This is a genomic window from Myxococcus llanfairpwllgwyngyllgogerychwyrndrobwllllantysiliogogogochensis, from assembly GCF_006636215.1.
GTDB classification, from domain to species: domain Bacteria; phylum Myxococcota; class Myxococcia; order Myxococcales; family Myxococcaceae; genus Myxococcus; species Myxococcus llanfairpwllgwyngyllgogerychwyrndrobwllllantysiliogogogochensis.
Genome location: NZ_VIFM01000124.1, coordinates 1 through 18,123 on the forward strand (window position 1 = coordinate 1; position 18,123 = coordinate 18,123).

17 protein-coding genes are annotated in these 18,123 nt (G+C 69.0%); 12 read left to right on the plus strand and 5 right to left on the minus strand.

Going from position 1 to position 18,123, the window contains the following annotated elements; translation table 11 throughout:
• The 3 genes from FJV41_RS27075 to FJV41_RS27085 all read left to right on the plus strand — a co-directional run.
• Nucleotides 1-1,088 (plus strand): oxidoreductase (locus FJV41_RS27075; RefSeq protein WP_246137439.1); only part of this gene is annotated, 1,088 nt, incomplete at its 5' end.
• A 74-nt stretch (nucleotides 1,089-1,162) separates the two neighbouring features.
• A complete protein-coding gene (locus tag FJV41_RS27080) occupies nucleotides 1,163-1,921 on the plus strand; it encodes a hypothetical protein (protein WP_141645457.1) in 759 nt (252 codons plus the stop codon).
• 133 nt (nucleotides 1,922-2,054) lie between these two features.
• Complete coding sequence (locus FJV41_RS27085) at nucleotides 2,055-3,353, plus strand: SEC-C metal-binding domain-containing protein (protein WP_181790967.1); 1,299 nt, start codon at nucleotides 2,055-2,057, stop codon at nucleotides 3,351-3,353.
• A 60-nt stretch (nucleotides 3,354-3,413) separates the two neighbouring features.
• Here FJV41_RS27085 and FJV41_RS52500 read toward each other — a convergent pair whose 3' ends face one another.
• Both FJV41_RS52500 and FJV41_RS27090 read right to left on the minus strand, forming a co-directional pair.
• Complete coding sequence (locus tag FJV41_RS52500) at nucleotides 3,414-3,560, minus strand: hypothetical protein (RefSeq protein WP_174485527.1); 147 nt, start codon at nucleotides 3,558-3,560, stop codon at nucleotides 3,414-3,416.
• A 69-nt stretch (nucleotides 3,561-3,629) separates the two neighbouring features.
• Nucleotides 3,630-4,241 (minus strand): TetR/AcrR family transcriptional regulator, encoded by a 612-nt coding sequence (locus FJV41_RS27090; protein ID WP_141645459.1) that lies wholly within the window; start codon nucleotides 4,239-4,241, stop codon nucleotides 3,630-3,632.
• Nucleotides 4,242-4,412: 171 nt separating this feature from the next.
• Here FJV41_RS27090 and FJV41_RS27095 point away from each other — a divergent pair, with 171 nt between their 5' ends.
• Nucleotides 4,413-5,645, plus strand: a complete 1,233-nt coding sequence (locus tag FJV41_RS27095) for an acetyl-CoA C-acyltransferase (RefSeq protein WP_141645460.1) — start codon at nucleotides 4,413-4,415, stop codon at nucleotides 5,643-5,645.
• 98 nt (nucleotides 5,646-5,743) lie between these two features.
• Here FJV41_RS27095 and FJV41_RS27100 read toward each other — a convergent pair whose 3' ends face one another.
• The gene (locus FJV41_RS27100; RefSeq protein WP_141645461.1) at nucleotides 5,744-6,328 is read right to left on the minus strand and encodes an SRPBCC family protein; all 585 of its coding nucleotides are present in this window, start codon (nucleotides 6,326-6,328) and stop codon (nucleotides 5,744-5,746) included.
• 379 nt (nucleotides 6,329-6,707) lie between these two features.
• On the opposite strand from FJV41_RS27100, the gene FJV41_RS27105 reads away from it, so the two are divergent.
• Both FJV41_RS27105 and FJV41_RS52505 read left to right on the plus strand, forming a co-directional pair.
• On the plus strand, nucleotides 6,708-7,124 hold the full coding sequence (locus FJV41_RS27105; RefSeq protein ID WP_141645462.1) for a YciI family protein: 417 nt from the start codon (nucleotides 6,708-6,710) through the stop codon (nucleotides 7,122-7,124).
• A gap of 47 nt (nucleotides 7,125-7,171) precedes the next feature.
• The gene (locus FJV41_RS52505) at nucleotides 7,172-7,987 is read left to right on the plus strand and encodes a hypothetical protein (protein ID WP_174475650.1); all 816 of its coding nucleotides are present in this window, start codon (nucleotides 7,172-7,174) and stop codon (nucleotides 7,985-7,987) included.
• Nucleotides 7,988-8,053: 66 nt separating this feature from the next.
• On the opposite strand, the gene FJV41_RS27115 is transcribed toward FJV41_RS52505, so the two are convergent.
• Nucleotides 8,054-9,862: a DUF885 domain-containing protein gene (locus tag FJV41_RS27115; protein WP_141645463.1), complete on the minus strand. Its 1,809-nt coding sequence runs from the start codon at nucleotides 9,860-9,862 to the stop codon at nucleotides 8,054-8,056.
• Nucleotides 9,863-9,960: 98 nt separating this feature from the next.
• Nucleotides 9,961-10,662: a sulfite exporter TauE/SafE family protein gene (locus FJV41_RS27120; RefSeq protein WP_141645464.1), complete on the minus strand. Its 702-nt coding sequence runs from the start codon at nucleotides 10,660-10,662 to the stop codon at nucleotides 9,961-9,963.
• Nucleotides 10,663-10,710: 48 nt separating this feature from the next.
• On the opposite strand from FJV41_RS27120, the gene FJV41_RS27125 reads away from it, so the two are divergent.
• The 6 genes from FJV41_RS27125 to ccoG are packed head-to-tail and all read left to right on the plus strand — an operon-like array spanning nucleotide 10,711 to nucleotide 18,042.
• Nucleotides 10,711-13,320: a heavy metal translocating P-type ATPase gene (locus FJV41_RS27125; RefSeq protein WP_141645465.1), complete on the plus strand. Its 2,610-nt coding sequence runs from the start codon at nucleotides 10,711-10,713 to the stop codon at nucleotides 13,318-13,320.
• Nucleotides 13,317-13,514, plus strand: a complete 198-nt coding sequence (locus FJV41_RS27130) for a cytochrome oxidase (RefSeq protein ID WP_141645466.1) — start codon at nucleotides 13,317-13,319, stop codon at nucleotides 13,512-13,514. The genes FJV41_RS27125 and FJV41_RS27130 overlap by 4 nt, the downstream gene beginning before the upstream one ends.
• A 4-nt stretch (nucleotides 13,515-13,518) precedes the next feature.
• Nucleotides 13,519-15,879 (plus strand): cytochrome-c oxidase, cbb3-type subunit I, encoded by a 2,361-nt coding sequence (ccoN, locus tag FJV41_RS27135; RefSeq protein ID WP_141645467.1) that lies wholly within the window; start codon nucleotides 13,519-13,521, stop codon nucleotides 15,877-15,879.
• Nucleotides 15,879-16,058, plus strand: a complete 180-nt coding sequence (locus FJV41_RS27140; RefSeq protein WP_141645468.1) for a cbb3-type cytochrome oxidase subunit 3 — start codon at nucleotides 15,879-15,881, stop codon at nucleotides 16,056-16,058. Before ccoN ends, FJV41_RS27140 begins: the two co-directional genes overlap by 1 nt.
• A complete protein-coding gene (locus FJV41_RS27145; RefSeq protein ID WP_141645469.1) occupies nucleotides 16,051-16,599 on the plus strand; it encodes a cbb3-type cytochrome c oxidase N-terminal domain-containing protein in 549 nt (182 codons plus the stop codon). Before FJV41_RS27140 ends, FJV41_RS27145 begins: the two co-directional genes overlap by 8 nt.
• Nucleotides 16,600-16,623: 24 nt before the next feature.
• Complete coding sequence (gene ccoG / locus FJV41_RS27150; protein WP_141645470.1) at nucleotides 16,624-18,042, plus strand: cytochrome c oxidase accessory protein CcoG; 1,419 nt, start codon at nucleotides 16,624-16,626, stop codon at nucleotides 18,040-18,042.
• Nucleotides 18,043-18,123 lie beyond the last annotated feature (81 nt).

Below are 18,123 nucleotides of genomic sequence, written 5' to 3' on the forward strand. Positions count from 1 at the left end.
CTCCCGCCCCCCTCCGCGTCGCCCTGTTGGGCTACGGCTTCGCGGGCAAGTCCTTCCACGCTCCGCTGCTGCGCACCGTGGAGGGCCTGTCATTGCGCACGGTGGCGTCCAGCCGGCCTGATGACGTCCATGCGGACCTGCCGGATGTGACAGTGATTCCGGCCGCGCGCGATGCGGCCACGCACCCGGACGTGGACCTGGTCGTGGTGGCGACGCCGAACGAGACCCATGTTCCGCTCACTGAAGCCGCGCTCCGTGCCGGCAAGCACGTCGTCGTCGACAAGCCCTTCACCATTACGTTGGCGGAAGCGCGCGCCCTCTCCGCGCTCGCCCATGAGCGGGGCAGGGTGCTCTCGGTGTTCCATAACCGCCGATGGGACAGTGACTTCCTCGCGCTGAAGGCCCTGCTCACGGATGGCACCCTGGGCCGTGTCACCCATGTCGAATCGCGGTTCGACCGGTTCCGTCCAGAGGTCCGCCAGCGTTGGCGTGAGCAGCCCGTCCCCGGGGCGGGCATCTGGTTCGACCTGGGGCCCCACCTCGTGGACCAGGTCCTTCAACTGTTCGGTCTGCCCGACACTGTGGTGGGGATGCTCGCGGCCCACCGGGACGGCGCGGCCGTGGATGACTGGTGTCAGGTGACCCTCGTGTATCCCCAGCGACACGTGGTCCTCCAGGCCTCGATGCTCATCGCCGGAGGGCTGCCGCGCTTCGCGGTGCATGGCACCCGGGGCTCCTGGCTGAAGTACGGGATGGACACGCAGGCGGACCGGCTCATCGCGGGAGAACTTCCGGGTGCGTCGGACTGGGGCGAGGACGCTACTCCTGGGCGCGTCATCGTCGGAGGCTCCAGCGAGGCCCGGACGACGTCGACGCCTCGTGGGGATTACCGCCACTTCTACGCGGGCATTCGCGACGCCGTGCGAGGCACCAGGCGCAACCCGGTGACACCCCTGGATGCGGTGGCCGTGGCCGCCGTGCTGGACGCGGCCGTCCTGTCGTCTCGGACCGGCCGCGCATGCACGCTCGACCTCACCTCGGAAGAGCGAGGCGCCTTCTCCGATGGTTGTGATTTGACGACCAGTTGATGGGGGGCCAACACGGACCTGTTAGGTGAGTTGCTCCTGCAATCCTGTGGGACATGCACCGAGGAGGTTCGTGGATGAGAAGCGCATTCGTGGTGGCTTCAGCCGTGGTGGTCTCGATGGTCGCGTGTGGTGGGGCACCCGGCGACGAGGCACGGGACGCCACCGTCCAGCCGGCTCCGGCAGAGGCTCAGTGGACGGAGGTGGAGCGAGGCGTCTGGGAGCGGCCGAGGGTCGGCGGCGGCCATGAGCGTGTCGGCTTTGGCGTCGAGGGCCTCGAGTACGTGCTGCGGAAGACTCGCGCCGAGCGGGAGTCCCTGCTCAAGCAGGCCCCGCGGTCCTCTGCGGCTCGGCTCGAAGCCAACGCGCGGAGCCTCCATGCCCTGGAGGCCCAGCTCCGCGAGGCCTCTGCTCCAGGGGGCTCGCTGCCTCCTCCCGTCGTGCCGCCCAAGGTCTCCAGCCCACCGGGGCGCGCCGCGAGCTTCGGGCTCGATTTCTGCGGGGGCGTCTTCGAGCCCGACGTCCTCTTCAACAACGCGCCTCACCTGTTGGTGGGTGAAGTCACCGCGAAGGGACGCTGGACGGAGCCGGCGCCTTACGCGACCAACATCAAGACGCTGTACACCTATGTCTACGCGGCGGCCTTGGACATGGGGCCGGGCTACTATGACGAGGACTACAGCATGGAAGGCCCGTTCTCCGGCTCGTGCTGTGCCTCTATCGAGACCTTCGGCGGCATCGCTCCGACCGGGATGGCGTACCTGCTGGGACGGGTCACCATCACCAGCACGCATGGTTGCTCGGACCAGCGGGTCTATGAGGCCACGAGTTACTGAGCGGACGCACCGGGCGCGCGAGCGTCCACTGGACGGGGAGGGGAGTTGCCTGTTCGCCCCGACCCGTCCACCTCCTGCTACGGTGCGCGGCGGATTCCACCGCTCGCCCCCGCGAGCCGAGAGGCACATTTCCTTGAGCACGAAGAAGCCCGGCCGCAATGACCCGTGTCCCTGTGGCAGTGGCAAGAAGTACAAGGCCTGCCACGCCGCCGAGGACCGCACGCGTGCCGCGCCTCCCGCCGATGTTTCCAGTCCGCTCGAAGAGGACTTCCGCGCCGCGATGGAGCTGCTCAAGAACCCGGACGTCGGCGACCTGTCCGCCGCGCTGGACCGAGTGGCCCGCCTGCTGGCCGAGTGGGGCCCCGTGCCCGGCCTGCGCTTCGACGCCGAGTCCTTCGACAAGCACGTGGGTGCGGCCCTCGCGCGCATCTCCGAGGACGAGGTCCTGGACGCGTCGAGCGCGCGTCGGGAGCTGTTGGTGAGCACGGTGAAGGCCCTCGCCACGAAGTCCTTCCTGGAGAAGCTGACGGCCACGCTGCACGGCCGCGCTGGAGAGCCGGGGCGTTCCTCGGAGGACCGGCGAGCCCTTCGCGCGGCCAGCCTGCTCGCCGCCGCGTCGAAGCGGGTGGGCAAGACGCGCATGGAGGACAACCCCGTCCTCGACCTCGTGTTCGACGTCCAGTTCCGCGAGTGGAGCACCCACCACAAGGAGTGGATGGCGAAGTACGAAGCGCTGGCGAGCGGGATGGATGAGGCCTCGCTGTCCGAAGAGGCTCGCAAGGCGCTCCAACAGGCCCGCGAGGGTGATGTGGATGCGCTGGTGGACTACGTGAAGGAAGACCCGGGCCTGGCCGAGCGCATCGTTCGCGAAGCCAAGGAGCGCGCCACCCGCGTCGAGATGAAGTTGCGCGAGCCGTCCACGCCGCCCGTGTTCGCGCCCGAGGAGGAGCTGTGGCTCACCTGTGTCCTCTGGGAGCCGATGCAGGCCCTCAAGGGACTGCCCCCGGACTCAGCGCCCCCGGTGCGTCGCGAGGCGGTGACGGCGCTCCTGCGGGGCGTGAAGGGCGCGCTCGACGAGGAGTTCCTCAAGGGAATGCTGGGGCGCATGCGCGAGAAGGCCCAGGATGCCTCGGTGGATGAGGCCCTGCGTGGCTGGTACGCGGATGCCGCCATCGCCTTCGAGGCCGAGCCCGCGCGCATGTCCCTTGCCGCGCTGCTCACCGCGAGGCAGGAAGCGGCGGGGCGCTCCGCCGAGGAGATGGTGGCGCTGGCGGACCTCAAGGCGCTCACCACCTGGACGCCGGAGAGCTTCGAGCCGTATCGGCAGCTCTTGCTTCAGATGGGGCTGTCCGCCTCCGCTGAGCGCATCGCCCGCTGCCAGGAATGGCTGCGGACCCATCCCGTGGAGCTGCGCGCCGCTCCTACGGAATGACGAGTGGCGCTCCGCGCCGGAAGGGACGGGCCTGGGGCCAGGGCCCGTCTGCGAACCTCATCACGTGGAGCCGACGAGTAGCTCCCCGCTGGGACTCACGCGCTTGCCCCAGGCTTCGTGACGTCGAGGCGGCGGCAACACCTGCAGGGGCCCGCCCACCCCAGGCGTCGCGACGTCGAGGCGGCGGTTGCCACTGCGGGGCCTCACCACCCACTCCAGGCTTTGTGATGACGTCGAGGCGGCGAGTGGCTCCCGGTGGAGCCTCGCCAGTCCTCCTCACGGCGTCGAGCCGCTGTCTCCCGGGCTCGACGAATCCGCGGCCAGCATGGCGACGCGCCGTGCGGCCTTGAGCAGCTCGTCGGAGACCGCCGTGCCCGCCGTGGCCTTCGCCAGCGTCAGCGTGCCCACGCACAGCGCATACGTCGCCAGCGCCCGCTCCCGTGCACTGGCGCGCTCATCCGAGGGCAGGTGTCTGGCGAACGTCTCCGCCGTCAGATTCAGCTCATGCGCCAGCGCTTCCTTCAAGTCAGCATCGCCGCGCACCACGTCGGACAGCACGGCGGGCAGGGCGCACACGGGGACCTCCGCGTCCCGGTGGGCCCGCGAGAGGTAGCGCCGCACCAGGTGGCTCAGCCACTCCGCGCCCTTCAGGTCCTCCAGCCCCTGCGGCCAGTCCACGCGCTGTCGGCTCATGATGCGCTGGAGTGATTCGATGAGCAGCGCCTGCTTCGAGCCGAAGTGCGCATAGAAGCCGCCCACCGTCAGGCCCGCCGCGCGCATCACCGTGTCCACGCTCGTCCCCAGGAAGCCCTTCTGGCGGAACAACCCTCCCGCCGCTTCCAGGATTCGCTCGTGCGTGGACTGCTTCTGCTCCGGGGGATGGGGCATCCGAATCTCACCTCGCTGTACACCATTATACACGTCATCGCGTCGCCCGCCGCCCTTTGACGGGGACCGCCCGCCTGCCCGCCGCCTTCACATTGCGACCATATTATGAGTATAATATGGTTGCTTCACACGGGCGGGCGTGGAGCCACCCCGCGAATGGAGGGCTCGTCGATGGATGCCTACATCTTGGATGCGGTCCGTACCCCTCGTGCCCGAGCCAAACCCGGCAAGGGCGCGCTCAGCGGACTGCACCCGCAGGAGTTGCTGGCGCAGACGTTGAAACAGCTTCCGCTGCGCACGGGCGTGGACGTCGCGGACGTGGATGACGTGGTGGTGGGCGTCGTGTCGCAAATCGAGGCGCAGGGCGCGAACATCGCGCGCAACGCGGTGCTCGCCGCGGGGTGGCCCATCAGCATCCCGGGCTTCAGCCTCAACCGCTTCTGCGGCTCGGGCCTCCAGGCCCTGTCACTGGCGGCCATGGGGGTGGCGTCCGGCGCCCAGCAACTGGTCGTCGCGGGTGGCGTCGAACAGATGAGTCGCTACGGTCTCAACGCGGATGGCGGCGGAACAGATGGCGGAAACGTCGACCTGCGCCGGCGTTTCTTCCAGGTCCCCCAGGGCATCTCCGCCGACCTCATCGCCACGCTGGAAGGCTTCACCCGGCAGGAGCTGGATGCCTTCGGCCTGCGCTCGCAACAGCTCGCCGTGCGAGCCCAGGCAGAGGGACGGTTCCAGCGCGGCCTGTTCCCCGTGAAGCATCCCCAGACGGGAGAGGTGTTGCTGGCGGTGGATGACCACCCACGCGCGGACACGACCGCCGAGAAGCTGGCCGCGCTCGCGCCCGCCTTCACCCAACTGGGGGCTCGGGCCGAGGGGCCCGACGGTGAGACGCTGGATGCGCTGGCGCTCCGGGCCTATCCCCGGGCAGGCGCGGTGCGCCACCTGCACACGGCGGGCACCGCGAGTGGTATCGCGGACGGCGCGGGCGCCATCCTCGTGGCGTCGAAGGACTACGTGCGCGCGCACGGCTTGAAGCCGAGGGCTCGCGTGCGGGCCGTCTCCGCCGTGGGCAGTGACCCCGTCCTCATGCTGACGGGGCCGGCGCTCGCGGCGCGCAAGGCACTGGACTCCGCGGGGCTCAAGGCGCGCGACATCGACCTCTGGGAAATCAACGAGGCGTTCGCGGCGGTGGTGCTACAGACGGCGCGGGCGCTGGAGATCGACCTGGACCAGGTCAACGTCAACGGAGGCGCCATCGCCCTGGGCCACCCGCTGGGCGCGACGGGGAGCATCCTGGTGGGGACCGCCCTGGATGAGCTCGAGCGACGGGGGCAGTCGCTTGCGCTGGTGACGTTGTGCACCAGCGGCGGGCAAGCGGTGGCGGCGATTCTCGAGCGCGGCTGAACCGAACTGGCCGAGCAACATCAACAGCATCATGGGTGTGCCTCCCCAGGGGGGGGACCTGGGGCTCCGGAAGGTGACGTCGAAGGAGTCCCAGTCCCTCAGTGGGCAAGTGACGGCGAGGCCGCGCTGGTCTCCATGAGCGCGGACTTCCGCGCGGGGGTCCGTGCGGCGGTCTCCAGGTCCACCAGGCCCTTCTCGAGCTGCTTGCCGATGAAGGACTCCATGAGTCCGAAGGCCATCATCGCCTTGCCCATGAAGGTGTTCGGACCGGACATGCTCCAGGTGACGCGCGTGCCCTTCTCGACGGCTTCGAGCACGAAGCTCGCCTGGTTGACGGCGGCGAAGGGCTCGATGAACTCCAGACGGATGTCGATGCGCTCGCCCGGCTTGCTCTCCAGGATTTCCATCCGGCCCACGCCGATGTTCCGGTTCCCCTTGTACAGGTAGCTGGCGCCGACTCCCTCCACGGGGCCTTCGTACGTGCGCTCCATGTTCGGGTCGACGTTCTCGTAGGGCGACCACTGGCGCCACAGGGAGAAGTTGTTGATGAGCGCGTAGACGGCGTCGGGTGACGCATCGAGTTGCCGCGTCCGGGAGATGTGGAAGCTGTCCGGGCGGGTGGCGATGAAGGCAAGCACGCCGACGATGAGCACAACGACAGCGATACCAATGAGCTTGGCCATGTGAACGACTCCTGATGGGGTGTTGGGAAAAGGGGAGGCTCCGGGGTCTCCGGTCAGCCGCCTCGGTGGGTATGAATCCCGGCTTCAATGCGACGACGAATGGGCTTCGAGGGGATCGACACGACCCCTGTTTTTCCCCATTGGAGACGCGCAACCGGCTGGAACCATTGGCGATTTCGCCGTCGGGAAAATGCCCGGATTAATCCAGGGCCGGCCGCGACATCGCGGTCGGACGGGGTCGCATACCCGGAGCGCGGGTGGGTCATGCCGCGGTGTCGATCCGCCGGTGTCTCGTTCGTCGCGAGGATGGAGCTTCGGCTCATGGCGGAGGGGCACGCCGTCGGATGCGTGCCTTTGGGACCGACGAGGAGATGCGACGATGAGATTCATGCTGCTGCTGAAGGCGAGCCAGGACACCGAGGCGGGAGCGCTCCAGGGCGAGGCACTTACCTCCGAGATGGAGCGCTACAATGAAGCGCTGGTGAGGGCGGGGGTCCTCCTGGATGCGGCGGGCCTTCATCCCAGTTCTCGCGGCGCGCGCATTGATTTCTCACAAGGCAAGCGGACGGTGACGAACGGGCCTTTCACCGAGACGAACGAGCTGATTGCTGGATTCTGGATGATTCAGGTGAAGTCGCGGGAGGAGGCCCTGGAGTGGGCGCGGAGATGTCCGCACCCGGAGGGGAGCGCGGATTCGCGAATCGAGCTGCGCCAGGTGTTCGAGCCGTCTGACTTCCCCACGGAGTCCCAGGAGCCGACGGAGCTGGAGTTGCGCGCGTCGCGCTCGCGGTCCTGAGTCGAAACGTGCTCCACTGAGGGGATTCGCGGGACCGAGGTGGGCACATGAAGGTGGTCGCACTCGTGGAGGTCCCGCCGGACATGCAGGCGGCGGCGATGGCCCTGGCATCCGCGACGGGCATGGCGCCGGCGGAGGCTCGGATGCGTCTGGCGCCGGAACCGCCCGCGTTGCTCGCGCGGTTGGCGCCGGAGGCGGCGGAGGCGCTGGTGGCGTCGCTCAAGCGCCTGGGGCTGGCGGTGCTCGCGGTGGACGAGCAGGGGCTTGGTCAGGGGCGGGTGGTGGCGCGCCGCGTGACGTTCAACGCGGACACCGTGACGTTCACGTCGCGCGCGGGTGAGTCACTCGACGTGGCGTGGGGCGAGGTGGTCGCGGTCATCCGAGGGGCGAGCTCGGTGCGGACGCAGAGCGAGCACAAGGAGCAGCCGAGCAAGTTGGATGTCGCCAAGGCGTACGGCCTGGCGATTGCCACGCACGGGCTGATGCTGCCTCGGACGGGGGCGAAGACGGTGCGCCAGGAGTCCGAGGAGACGTCGCAGCTCATCTATGTCTTCGCGCGAGAGGGTGGGAGCGCGGTGCTGAGCGAGCACGGGATGGACTACTCCTGCCTGGGGCCCGCGATGCAGCCCTCGCGCATCGCGAACATGACGATGCTCATGCGGATGCTGTGTGAGCGCGCGCCGGACGCCTTTCACGATGAGCGCCTGTTGCGCCTGGGCCGGCGTCCGTTGCCCTTCGTCGTGGCGGATTCGACGCAGATGGCGACAGGCGACGTGTCGGTGCGGCGGGTGAACACGCTGCAGGGCATGGACGTGCTCGCCGAGGTGATGCGTCAGGCCGTCGTCCAGGGGCTGCTGGGCTGACGGCCCCGCCAGGAGGACTCGCCGTGGCGAGACGCCTTCGCCGCCGTCGGGTGCGGCGCGCGAGTCCTATTCGTGCGCGGTCGCCTTCGCGGGGCCTTCGCCGAGCAGCAGTCGCCGGACGATGGGCACGGGCGGGTAGCCGTACGACACCACCGCGTCGTGGAAGCGCTGGAGGGAGAAGTCCTGGCCCCACTGCGCCTTCGCGTCCTCGCGCAGCTCCATGAGCAGCTTCTTGCCCAGTGCGTAGACCAGGTAGGTGGGGTCCGACGTTCCCCGGCGGGCCTCGCGCTCCGCGTTTGTCTTCGTCATGAACGCCTCTTCCTCGAACAGCCGCACCGCCTGCTCGTACGTCATGCCGCGCGTGTGCAGGGACAGGCCCGCGACGTAGCGCGCCAGCCGCTGGAGGTAGAGCGCGAGCTGGTTCAGTCGCAGCTTGTCGGCCGCGGGCCCCGATCGCCCACCGTAGCCCTCGTCGAGCATCATCTGCTCCGTGTAGAGGCCCCAGCCCTCGGAGAACGAGCCCGAGCCCAGCAGGCGCCGCACCTTGGACTCCACCCGGTTCGTCCAGAGGAACTGCACGTAGTGGCCGGGGTATGCCTCATGGATGGAGACGAGCGGCAGCGCATGATGATTGTAGAAGCTCATGTGCTGCTCGGTCTGCTCCGCGTTCCACATCGGGTCTGGCGGCGTCACGTAGTAGTAGGCCTCCGTGGCCTGCTTCTCGAACGGACCGGGCGTGCTCATGCTCGCGAAGGACAGTGAGCGATTGAACGACGGCGTCTCCGCCACCTGCGCGCGGACCTCGCTGGGCACGGTGATGATGCGCTCGCGGATGAGGAACGCTCGAATCTCCTCCAGTGTCGCGGTGGTGCTGGACACCAGCTCCGCGGGCGTCGGGTGCTCCTTGCTCAGCTCCCGGTACACGTCCATGGGCGCCTTGCCAGGCCCCAGTCGTCCGGCCACCTCCCGGAACTGGGTCTGGGTGCGCTTCATCTCCGCCTGCCCCCATGCGAGCAGCGAGTCGATGCTCTCCGTCACGCCCTCCTCGTAGAGCAGCTTCTTGCGATAGGTCTCCTCGCCAATCGCGAAGTTCCCCTGGGAGCGGGGCAGCACGTCCTCACGCAGGAACTGGATGTACGCGTCGATGGCCGCGAGGCAGCGCGCCTGTTCCTTCTGGAACGCCTCGTTCAGCGCGGCGTCCTTCACTGGCGCGAAGGCCTGGGGCAGCGTCTGAGCGTAGAGCGACCGGGTGCCCTGGGCCTGCTGGAGGGCAATCTCCGTCCACATTCTCGGCGGGTTCTTCAGCGTCGTCCGCGCCGCCGCGAACAGGTCCGGCACCTTCGCCATCCGGCTCACCGCCGAGTGCATCCGCTGTTCCAGTGGCGCGAAGTCCCGGTTGATGAGCTGGAAGACCGAGACGGAGGCCTGGCTCAGGTACGTGTTGGGGTTGCGCTCCCAGGAGCGCACCTCTTCGGAGTCCAGGATGCGCGCGCGGAAGTGGTTCTCCAGGATGTCGTAGTCGGCCCGGTCCAGGGGCGGCAGCGCGTCGCGGTCCACCGCCGTCGGCAGCGCGGCGAGTCGGCCCTTGAGATACGCGAGGTGGGATGCGCGCTCCTCGGCGGTGAAGCCGCGCAGCTCACCGTCGTAGGTGTGGACGCCCGCGGAGGTGGCTGACAGCGGGAAGCGACGGAACTGCTCGTCGAAGTGCGCGTCCACGAAGGCGCGGAGCGCCACCTGCGCGGGCGTGAGCGCGGCAGCGGCCTGGGAGACCGCCGCGGACGGAGACTCGCTCTGTGTCGGAGGGCGCGAGGTGGTGCAGCTCGCGGACAGCAGCAGCAACGCGGCGAGAGTGCTCGAAGTGCGCGGCGCGGTCATCGTTCCTCGGCGGGCGAAAGAGAAGGTGCCGGGAGCCTCGCCGATGCCACCGCGTGCGACAAGCGCACCCCGACGCATCGCGTGGGGACCGCCGACGCTCAGTGACAGCGCGGTGATGTGTCGACCGCGCGGAAGACGAGCACCGCCGCCGCCATAAGTGGCATGGCCCGACGAAGCAGGAACTCCGAGAGCCGGGGCCGCTTGCTCCACAGCCCTGCTTGAAGCTGTGCGCCGAGCAGCGCCGGAGCTCCGCCCAGCGCGAAGGCTCCCATCACCAGCGCGCCACCACCGAACGAGCCGCTCGCGAGCGCCACGGTGAGCACGCCGTAGAGCAGGCCACAGGGAAGCAGCGGCGTCACCGCACCCATTGCGCCCGCGCGACCCACCCACGAAAACTTTGCGCTCCAGCGCGAGAGGGCGCCCGCCAGCCGCGAGAGCCCAGGCAGAGGGGGCAGGCGTTTCCCAAGCTCCAGGGCGGAGGCCACGAGCGCCGCCGCCATCAGCCACGGAAGGTACGGACGCGTGGATACCGCGAGCGCGCGTGTGACGCCGCCGCCCAGTGCGCCCAGCGCGCCTCCCACCAGCGCGTACGCCCCCAGGCGAGCACCTTGATAAGCGAGCAGCGCCCGGTGTCGCTCGGGCCCGCGCATCGCCGGGAGCCCCGCGCAGGCGAGCGGCCCACACATGATGAAGCAGTGAACGCTGCTGGTGAGTCCCACGGTGAGTGCGCCGAGCGCGCCCGCCACCAGCGTCGGCGTCGGAGTCAGCGAGGTCAGCAGCAGCGGAACGTCGATGGGCATGAGCGGGTCCTTCGCAACAGGCATGCCGTTCGCAAGGTGACAGCTCGCATGCCCGACTCCGCGCAAACCCGGCCCCATGTGGCCGTCTGCCTCCACTGTGGCAGCCGCGTGCCGGAGGGCACGGCCTCGCGCGAGTTCTGCTGCGCGGGGTGCGAGGTGGTGCATGGCCTGCTGGTGACGCAGGGGCTGACTCGCTACTACCAGCTCACGGGTGGGAAGACGGCGCCCGCGGCGGAGCCTGCTCGAGGTCGAGGACTCGCGTGGCTCGAGCCCCTGGTGGCCCGCGCGGAGGCCACGCCGGGCGCGCTGTGTTCGCTGGAGCTGGACGTCCAGGGCATTCACTGCGCCGCGTGTGTCTGGCTGATGAACGAGTTGTTCCGCCGTCAGCCCGGTGGCGCGGGGCTCACCGTGGACCCCGCGCTGGGCAAGGCGCGCATGCAGTGGAAGCGCGGGGCCTTCGACGTGGGCGGCTTCCTGCGAATGGTGGAGGGCTTCGGATACCTCTTTGGTCCCAGTCGCAAGCGGCCCGCGCCCGCGAGCCTGGACCTGCCCATCCGCCTGGGCATCTGCGTGGCGCTCTCGATGAACGTGATGTTGTTCTCGGTGAGCTTCTACGTGGGGCTCGCGCCGGAGGATGGAGACGTCTTCCAGCTCTTCACGCGGCTGAGCCTGGGGTTGTCCACGCTCGTCGTCGCCGTCGGAGGATGGCCGTTCTTCCGCTCGGCGTGGCAGGGGCTTTGTCGAGGCGTGCCGCACCTGGACCTGCCCATCGCGTTGGGCATCCTGCTGGTGTTCGGCACCTCGCTGGTGCAGGCCCGGGGAGGACGCGGCGACCTCGCCTACTTCGACACCCTCAACACCTTCGTCACGCTGATGCTGGTGGGACGCTGGCTCCAGCAGCGTGTCCTGGAGCGCAACCGGCGCTTCCTGCTGGAGGACGATGGCGCCGACGGGCTCTTCGTTCGTAGACAAGAGGGAGAGCGGCTCGCCACCGTGCGAGTGTCCCAGGTCGCCGAGGGTGACCTGCTCGTCATCGCGCCTGGGGACCTGGTGCCGGTGGAGGCGGAGTTGCTCGATGCGAGCGCGCGCGTCTCCACGGACTGGATGACGGGAGAGCCGGATGAGCGCGAGGTGGCCGTGGGGGAAGCGCTGCCCGCGGGCGCCTTCAATGCGGGGCGCGAGGCGGTGCGCGCGAAGGCGCGACAGTCGTTCCAGGACTCGCCGCTGGTGGCGCTGCTGCGCCGCGCGCCGGAGGGCACGAGCCGAGGCGCGGGCCACACGCGCTTCTGGGAGGCGGTGTCGCGGCGGTGGGTGGTGACCGTGCTGGCGGTCTCGGCATTGGGGCTCGTGTTGTGGTGGCCGTCGGGGCCCGACAAGGCGCTGGAGGTGGCGGTGGCCCTGCTGGTGGTGACGTGTCCCTGCGCCATCGGCATCGCCACGCCGCTGGCCTATGAGTGGGTGCAGGCGCGCTTGCGCCGTGAGGGCTTCTTCATTCGCTCCACGGACCTGCTGGACCGCCTGCCGCGTGTACGTCAGGTGCTGTTCGACAAGACGGGGACGCTGACGCTCGGGCGGATGGAGCTGGCGGACCGGGCCTCGCTCGACACGCTCACGGAGGAGGCGCGCGACGTGGCCTTCAATCTGGCCTCGCGCAGCAACCATCCGGTGAGTCGGTGTCTCTCGGACTCGCTCTCGCGGATGGGCGCCCGCTTCGTTTCGGAGGCGCGGGTGACGGAGCATCCCGGACAGGGCCTGGAGTGGGTGCGAGATGGCGTGTCGTGGCGCCTGGGACGCGCGGACTGGCACCTCGTGCGAGACAGTATCGCGCCAGGTTCCGCGGGGCATGGCCACGGCGCTGAGTTGTTCGAGGAGGGACTCGGAGAAACTGGCTTCACGTCTCGGCTCGATGCGGGAGGCGAGGCAGCCTTATCGCAAGCAGGCGTTGCGTCGCATGGCTCGGAGAGCGGAGCTCCGGTCCTTCCCCGTGCCCTGCTGCGCGCCGACGGCACCGACGGGCCTCGTGGCACCGTGCTCTTTCGCGACGGCTCCCCCCTGGCCTCATTCCCGGTGCGTGAGGCCCTGCGACCGGACGCACGCCGCGAGGTCCTCGCGCTCCAGGCCGAGGGCCATGCTGTCTGGCTCATCTCGGGCGACGCACCCGCGAGGGTGCGCGAGCTGGCGGTCTCCCTCGGCGTGCCCCTGGAGCGTGCCCTGGGTGGCCTTCGTCCCGAGGACAAGGCGTGGGCCGTCTCGCGCCTTGGCGCGACGGACTCGCTGTACCTGGGCGATGGCGTCAACGACAGCCTCGCTTTCGAGCGGGCGCTGTGCGCGGGAACCCCCGCGATTGATCGCCCGGTGATGCCGGGCAAGAGCGACTTCTTCCTGGTGGGCGAGGGGCTCTCCTCCCTGCGCGAAGCCCTGCGAGTGTCGCGTCACCTGCGGCACGTGGTGCGAAGGTTGTTGGTGCTGGCCATTGGCTACAACGCAGTGGCCGTCGCCGTGTGCCTCGCGGGCTGGATGACGCCGCTGCGTGCCGCCGTGGCGATGCCGGCCACCAGCCTCGCCACCGTCCTGTTCACCTTGTGGCGCCTGTCCGCGCCCCGGGCTCCACGCGGTGCTTCGGTGCCCCTGGCTCGTCCCACGGAGGTGCCCGCATGAACGTGCTCGTGCTCCAGGTCTTCGTGAGCCTGATGCTCGTGGCCAGCTCGGTGCTGCTGTTCATCTACAGCATGCGTCACCGGGACCACGAGCAGGCGGACCGGCTCGCGCTCTTTCCGCTCGAGGAGGACAGCGCGGCTCGCCCCGCCGCGTCTTCCGACGGGCCGTCGTCGCCTTCGGCTTCCCAGGAGTGACTCCGTGCAACAACAGCGAATCGTCTACGACGACACCACGGTCCGCCGCTTCATCTTCGCGGCGGTGGTCTTCGGCATCGTGGGCATGGCGGTGGGTGCGCTGGTGGCCAGCCAGCTCGCGTGGTGGCAGGCCAATCTGGGCATCCCCTATCTGACGTACTCCCGACTGCGGCCCCTGCACACCAACGCGGTCATCTTCGCGTTCGTGGGCAACATGATGTTCGCCGGCGTCTACTACTCCACGCAGCGCCTCTTGAAGGCGCGCATGGCGTCCGACGTGCTCTCGAACATCCACTTCTGGGGCTGGCAGCTCATCATCGTCGCCGCGGCCATCAGCCTGCCCCTGGGCATCACCACCTCCAAGGAGTACGCGGAGCTGGAGTGGCCCATCGACCTGGCCATCACCGTCATCTGGGTCGTCTTCGCCATCAACTTCTTCTGGACCCTGGCGAAGCGCAACGAGAAGAACCTGTACGTCGCCATCTGGTTCTACATCGCGACCATCATCACCGTGGCGGTGCTGCACATCGTCAACAGCCTGGCGCTGCCGCTGGACGGGCTCAAGAGCTACTCCGTCTTCTCCGGTGTGCAGGATGCGCTGGTGCAGTGGTGGTACGGCCACAACGCCGTCGCCTTCTTCCTGACCACGCCGATTCTGGGCATCATGTATTACTTCCTGCCCAAGGCGGCGGAGCGGCCGGTGTACTCGTACCGGCTCTCCATCATCCACTTCTGGGCCCTGGTCTTCATCTACATCTGGGCCGGTCCCCACCACCTGCTCTACACGGCGCTGCCCGACTGGGCGCAGTCCCTGGGCATGGTGTTCAGCGTCATGCTGTGGGCGCCGTCGTGGGGTGGCATGCTCAACGGCCTGCTCACGCTGAAGGGCGCGTGGCACAAGCTGCGCGATGACCCGGTCCTCAAGTTCTTCATCGCCGGCGTGACGTTCTACGGCATGGCGACGTTCGAGGGGCCGCTCTTGTCCATCAAGACGGTGAGCGGGCTGGCGCACTACACGGACTGGATTGTCGGCCACGTGCACGGCGGCGCACTGGGCTGGAACGGCTTCATGGCGGCCGGCATGTTCTACTGGCTGGTGCCCAGGCTGTACGGCACGAAGCTGTACTCCCCCCGTTCGGCGGACGCGCACTTCTGGCTGGGGACGGTGGGCATCCTCCTCTACATCGTGTCGATGTGGATCAGCGGCATCAACCAGGGGTTGATGTGGCGGGCCACGCACGCGGACGGGACGCTGCTGTACCCGAACTTCGTGGAGACGCTGCTCGCCATCCGGCCCATGTACATCGTCCGCTTCGTCGGCGGCTCCATGTACCTGGTGGGCTTCTGCATGATGGCGTGGAACCTCTGGAAGACGGCGCGCGCGGGCAAGGCCGTGGACGGAGAGACCACCGTGGTGGTGGAAGACACGCCGGCTCCCGTGCCCACCGCGACGACGACGCCCGCGCCGGGCTGGGTGCAGGTCGTCACCGGTCGTCCGCTGGTGTTCGCCATCGCCATCCTCACGGTGACGATGTTCCTGGGCTGGGCGAAGCCGGTGCGCGCGCTGGTGCTGATGGGCGCCATCGTCGCGCTGGGCGAGCTGGCCTGGATTGTCACTCGCAAGGACCGCGAGGCGGGACGGCCGTCATGGTTCGCGCTCATCGAGGGCCGCCCATTGGCCTTCACGGTGCTGACGCTGGTGGCCATCCTGATTGGCGGCGTGGCGGAGCTGCTGCCCACCATCCTCATCCAGCAGGCCGTGCCCGCGCATGGCGAGGCACAGAAGCCGTACTCGCCGCTGGAACTCCAGGGCCGAGACCTCTATGTGCGCGAGGGTTGCTACACGTGCCACTCGCAGATGATTCGCCCCTTCGTGGCGGAGACGCAGCGCTACGGCGACGTGTCCCGCGCGGAGGAGTTCATCTACGACCACCCGTTCCAGTGGGGAAGCAAGCGCACGGGGCCGGACCTGCACCGCGTGGGTGGCCGGTATCCGAACCTCTGGCACTACACGCACATGATGGACCCGCGAGCCACGAGTCCCGGCTCGAACATGCCGCCCTATCCGTGGCTGGCGGAGAACCGCATCCGCGTGAAGGACGCGCCGAAGAAGCTGTCGCTGATGCGGAAGCTGGGCGTGCCGTACACCAACACGGACGTGGACTCGGCCGAGGCACGGCAGAAGTCCCAGGGTGAGGCCATCGCCGCGGACCTGGCGACTCAGGGGGTCCAGGTGGCGTGGGACTCGGAGATGGTGGCCCTGGTCGCCTACCTCCAGCGCCTGGGTCGAGGCCCGCAGGAGGTGCCGCCGCCAGAGGTCGCGCCCACCGCTTCGGCGGCGGGAGTCCAGGGAGGAGGCCGCTGATGTACAAGCAATTCTACCAGGGCATGACGTTGGAAGAGCTTCCCCTCTTCGCGCTCGTCCTGTTCATCGCCATCTTCCTGGGCGTCTGCGCCTGGGTGTTCGGAGCTCGCAGGAGCCAGGACTTCGACGCGCTCTCACGGCTGCCGTTGTCGGAGCGCGGGGAGGGCGGTCATGAGTGAGAAGTCGCTGGTCAAACACATCTATGACGGCATCGAGGAGCACGACAACAACCTGCCGAACTGGTGGCTGTTCATCCTCTGGACGACGCTCGTCTTCGGCGCGGGCTACTGGTTCTGGTACCACATCGCGGAGGCAGGGCCGGGACAGCTGGGCGAGTACGCCGCGGAGTCCGCTGAACACGCCCAGCGCATGGCCAGCAACACGCCCGCATCGGACGACCTGCTGCTGAAGCTGGTGAAGGACCCGACGTCGCTGGAGGGTGGCAAGGCCGTGTTCCAGGCCAACTGCGCGGCCTGTCATGGCGCGCAGGGACAGGGCCTCATCGGCCCCAACCTCACGGACGGCTTCTGGCTGCACGGCGGCGCACCCATGGCCATCCACAAGGTCGTGGCCGACGGCGCCGTGGCCAAGGGCATGCCCGCCTGGGAGCGGACGCTGGGGGCCGAGCGCGTCAAGGCCGTCACCGCTTACGTGTTGACGCTCAAGGGGACGAACGCCGCTGGCGGAAAGGCGCCTCAGGGCGAGCCCGAGCAGCCGTAGCGCTCGCGCCGCGAGGACTCCGACATGGCGACAGCCCCCCAGCAGGAAGGCCCCCGCATCGACCAGCTCTCGTCCATCCACGCGGATGGCTCGCGGCGGGCGCTGCATCCGTCGGATGTGCGGGGCCGCTTCATCACCTGGCGCCGCGTGGCGTTCGCGGTGCTCATCGCCATCTATGTGGCCCTGCCGTTGATAGACGTGGGCGGACATCCCGCCGTGCACCTGGACGTGGCGGCGCGACGCTTCTTCCTCTTCGGCGCCACATACAACGCGCAGGATTTCTGGCGGGTCCTCTTCCTGTGCACGGCGCTGGGGTTCGGCCTGCTGTTCGTCACGGCGTGGCTGGGCCGGGTGTGGTGCGGTTGGGCCTGTCCGCAGACGGTGTTCCTGGAGGGGCTCTATCGACCGCTGGAGCGGCTCATCGACGGGCCTCGCGAGCGGCGGCTGCGCCAGGAAGGGACGTCGTGGACGGTGGGCCGCGTGGCGCGCGCGGTGGTGAAGCATGGCGCCTGGCTGGGCGTGTCGTTGCTCATCGCCCACGCCGCGCTCAGCCTCTTCGTGTCCGCCGGAGGGCTGGTGTCCATGGTGGCCGGAGGGCCGAGCGCGGCTCCGGTGGCGTTCACCTGGGCCATGGCCGTCACGGGCGCGCTGTACTTCAACTTCGCGTGGTTCCGGGAGCAGCTCTGCGTGGTGGTGTGCCCCTATGGGCGGCTCCAGTCGGCGATGCAGGACGGGGACTCGCTCATCGTCGGGTACGACGCGCGACGGGGCGAGCCTCGGGGGCGGTTGTTGAAGGCCCTCCCCACACGGCCCGCGCCGCTGAAGGGCGACTGCGTGGACTGCCGCAAGTGTGTCACCGCGTGCCCCACGGGCATCGACATCCGCAACGGCCTGCAGATGGAGTGTCTGGCCTGTGCGCAGTGCATCGACGCGTGCGACGAGGTGATGGACCGGGTGGGGCGCCCGCGCGGGCTCATCCGCTACGACTCACTCAACGGGCTCGCGGGCCAGCCCCGGCGCACTTGGCGGCCCCGGCTGGTGCTGTATGCGGTACTGCTGCTCGCCTCCGTGGGTGGGTTCGTGTGGAGCGTGGCGAGGCGCATCCCGTTCGAGGCGAACCTGCTGCGCTTCCAGGGAACGCCCTACCTCGTGGAGGCGGGCTCGGTGCGCAACCAGTTCGAGGTGCACCTGGTGAACAAGAACCCGGAGGAGTCCACCTTCTCCATCACCGTGCGGGGCCCGCCCTCCGCGCAGGTGGTGATACCGCAGGCCCAGGTGCGGCTCGCCTCGCTGGAGAGCTTCCGGGTGCCGCTGTTCGTCCTCGTCCCACAGGGGAGTGTCGAGGTTCCCTTCACCTTCCTCGTCGAGGTGGCGGACTCCGCTTCCGGCGAGTTGAAGCGGATGGAGGCGCGCTTCCTCGGCCCGCCGTCCCCGCGTCGCTGAGGGAGCAGGGCGGCAGGCTCACGGACACTCCATTCGACGAAAGCCGTGCGTGTCCCCTGGGGCACTCCGCAGATTCTGCGG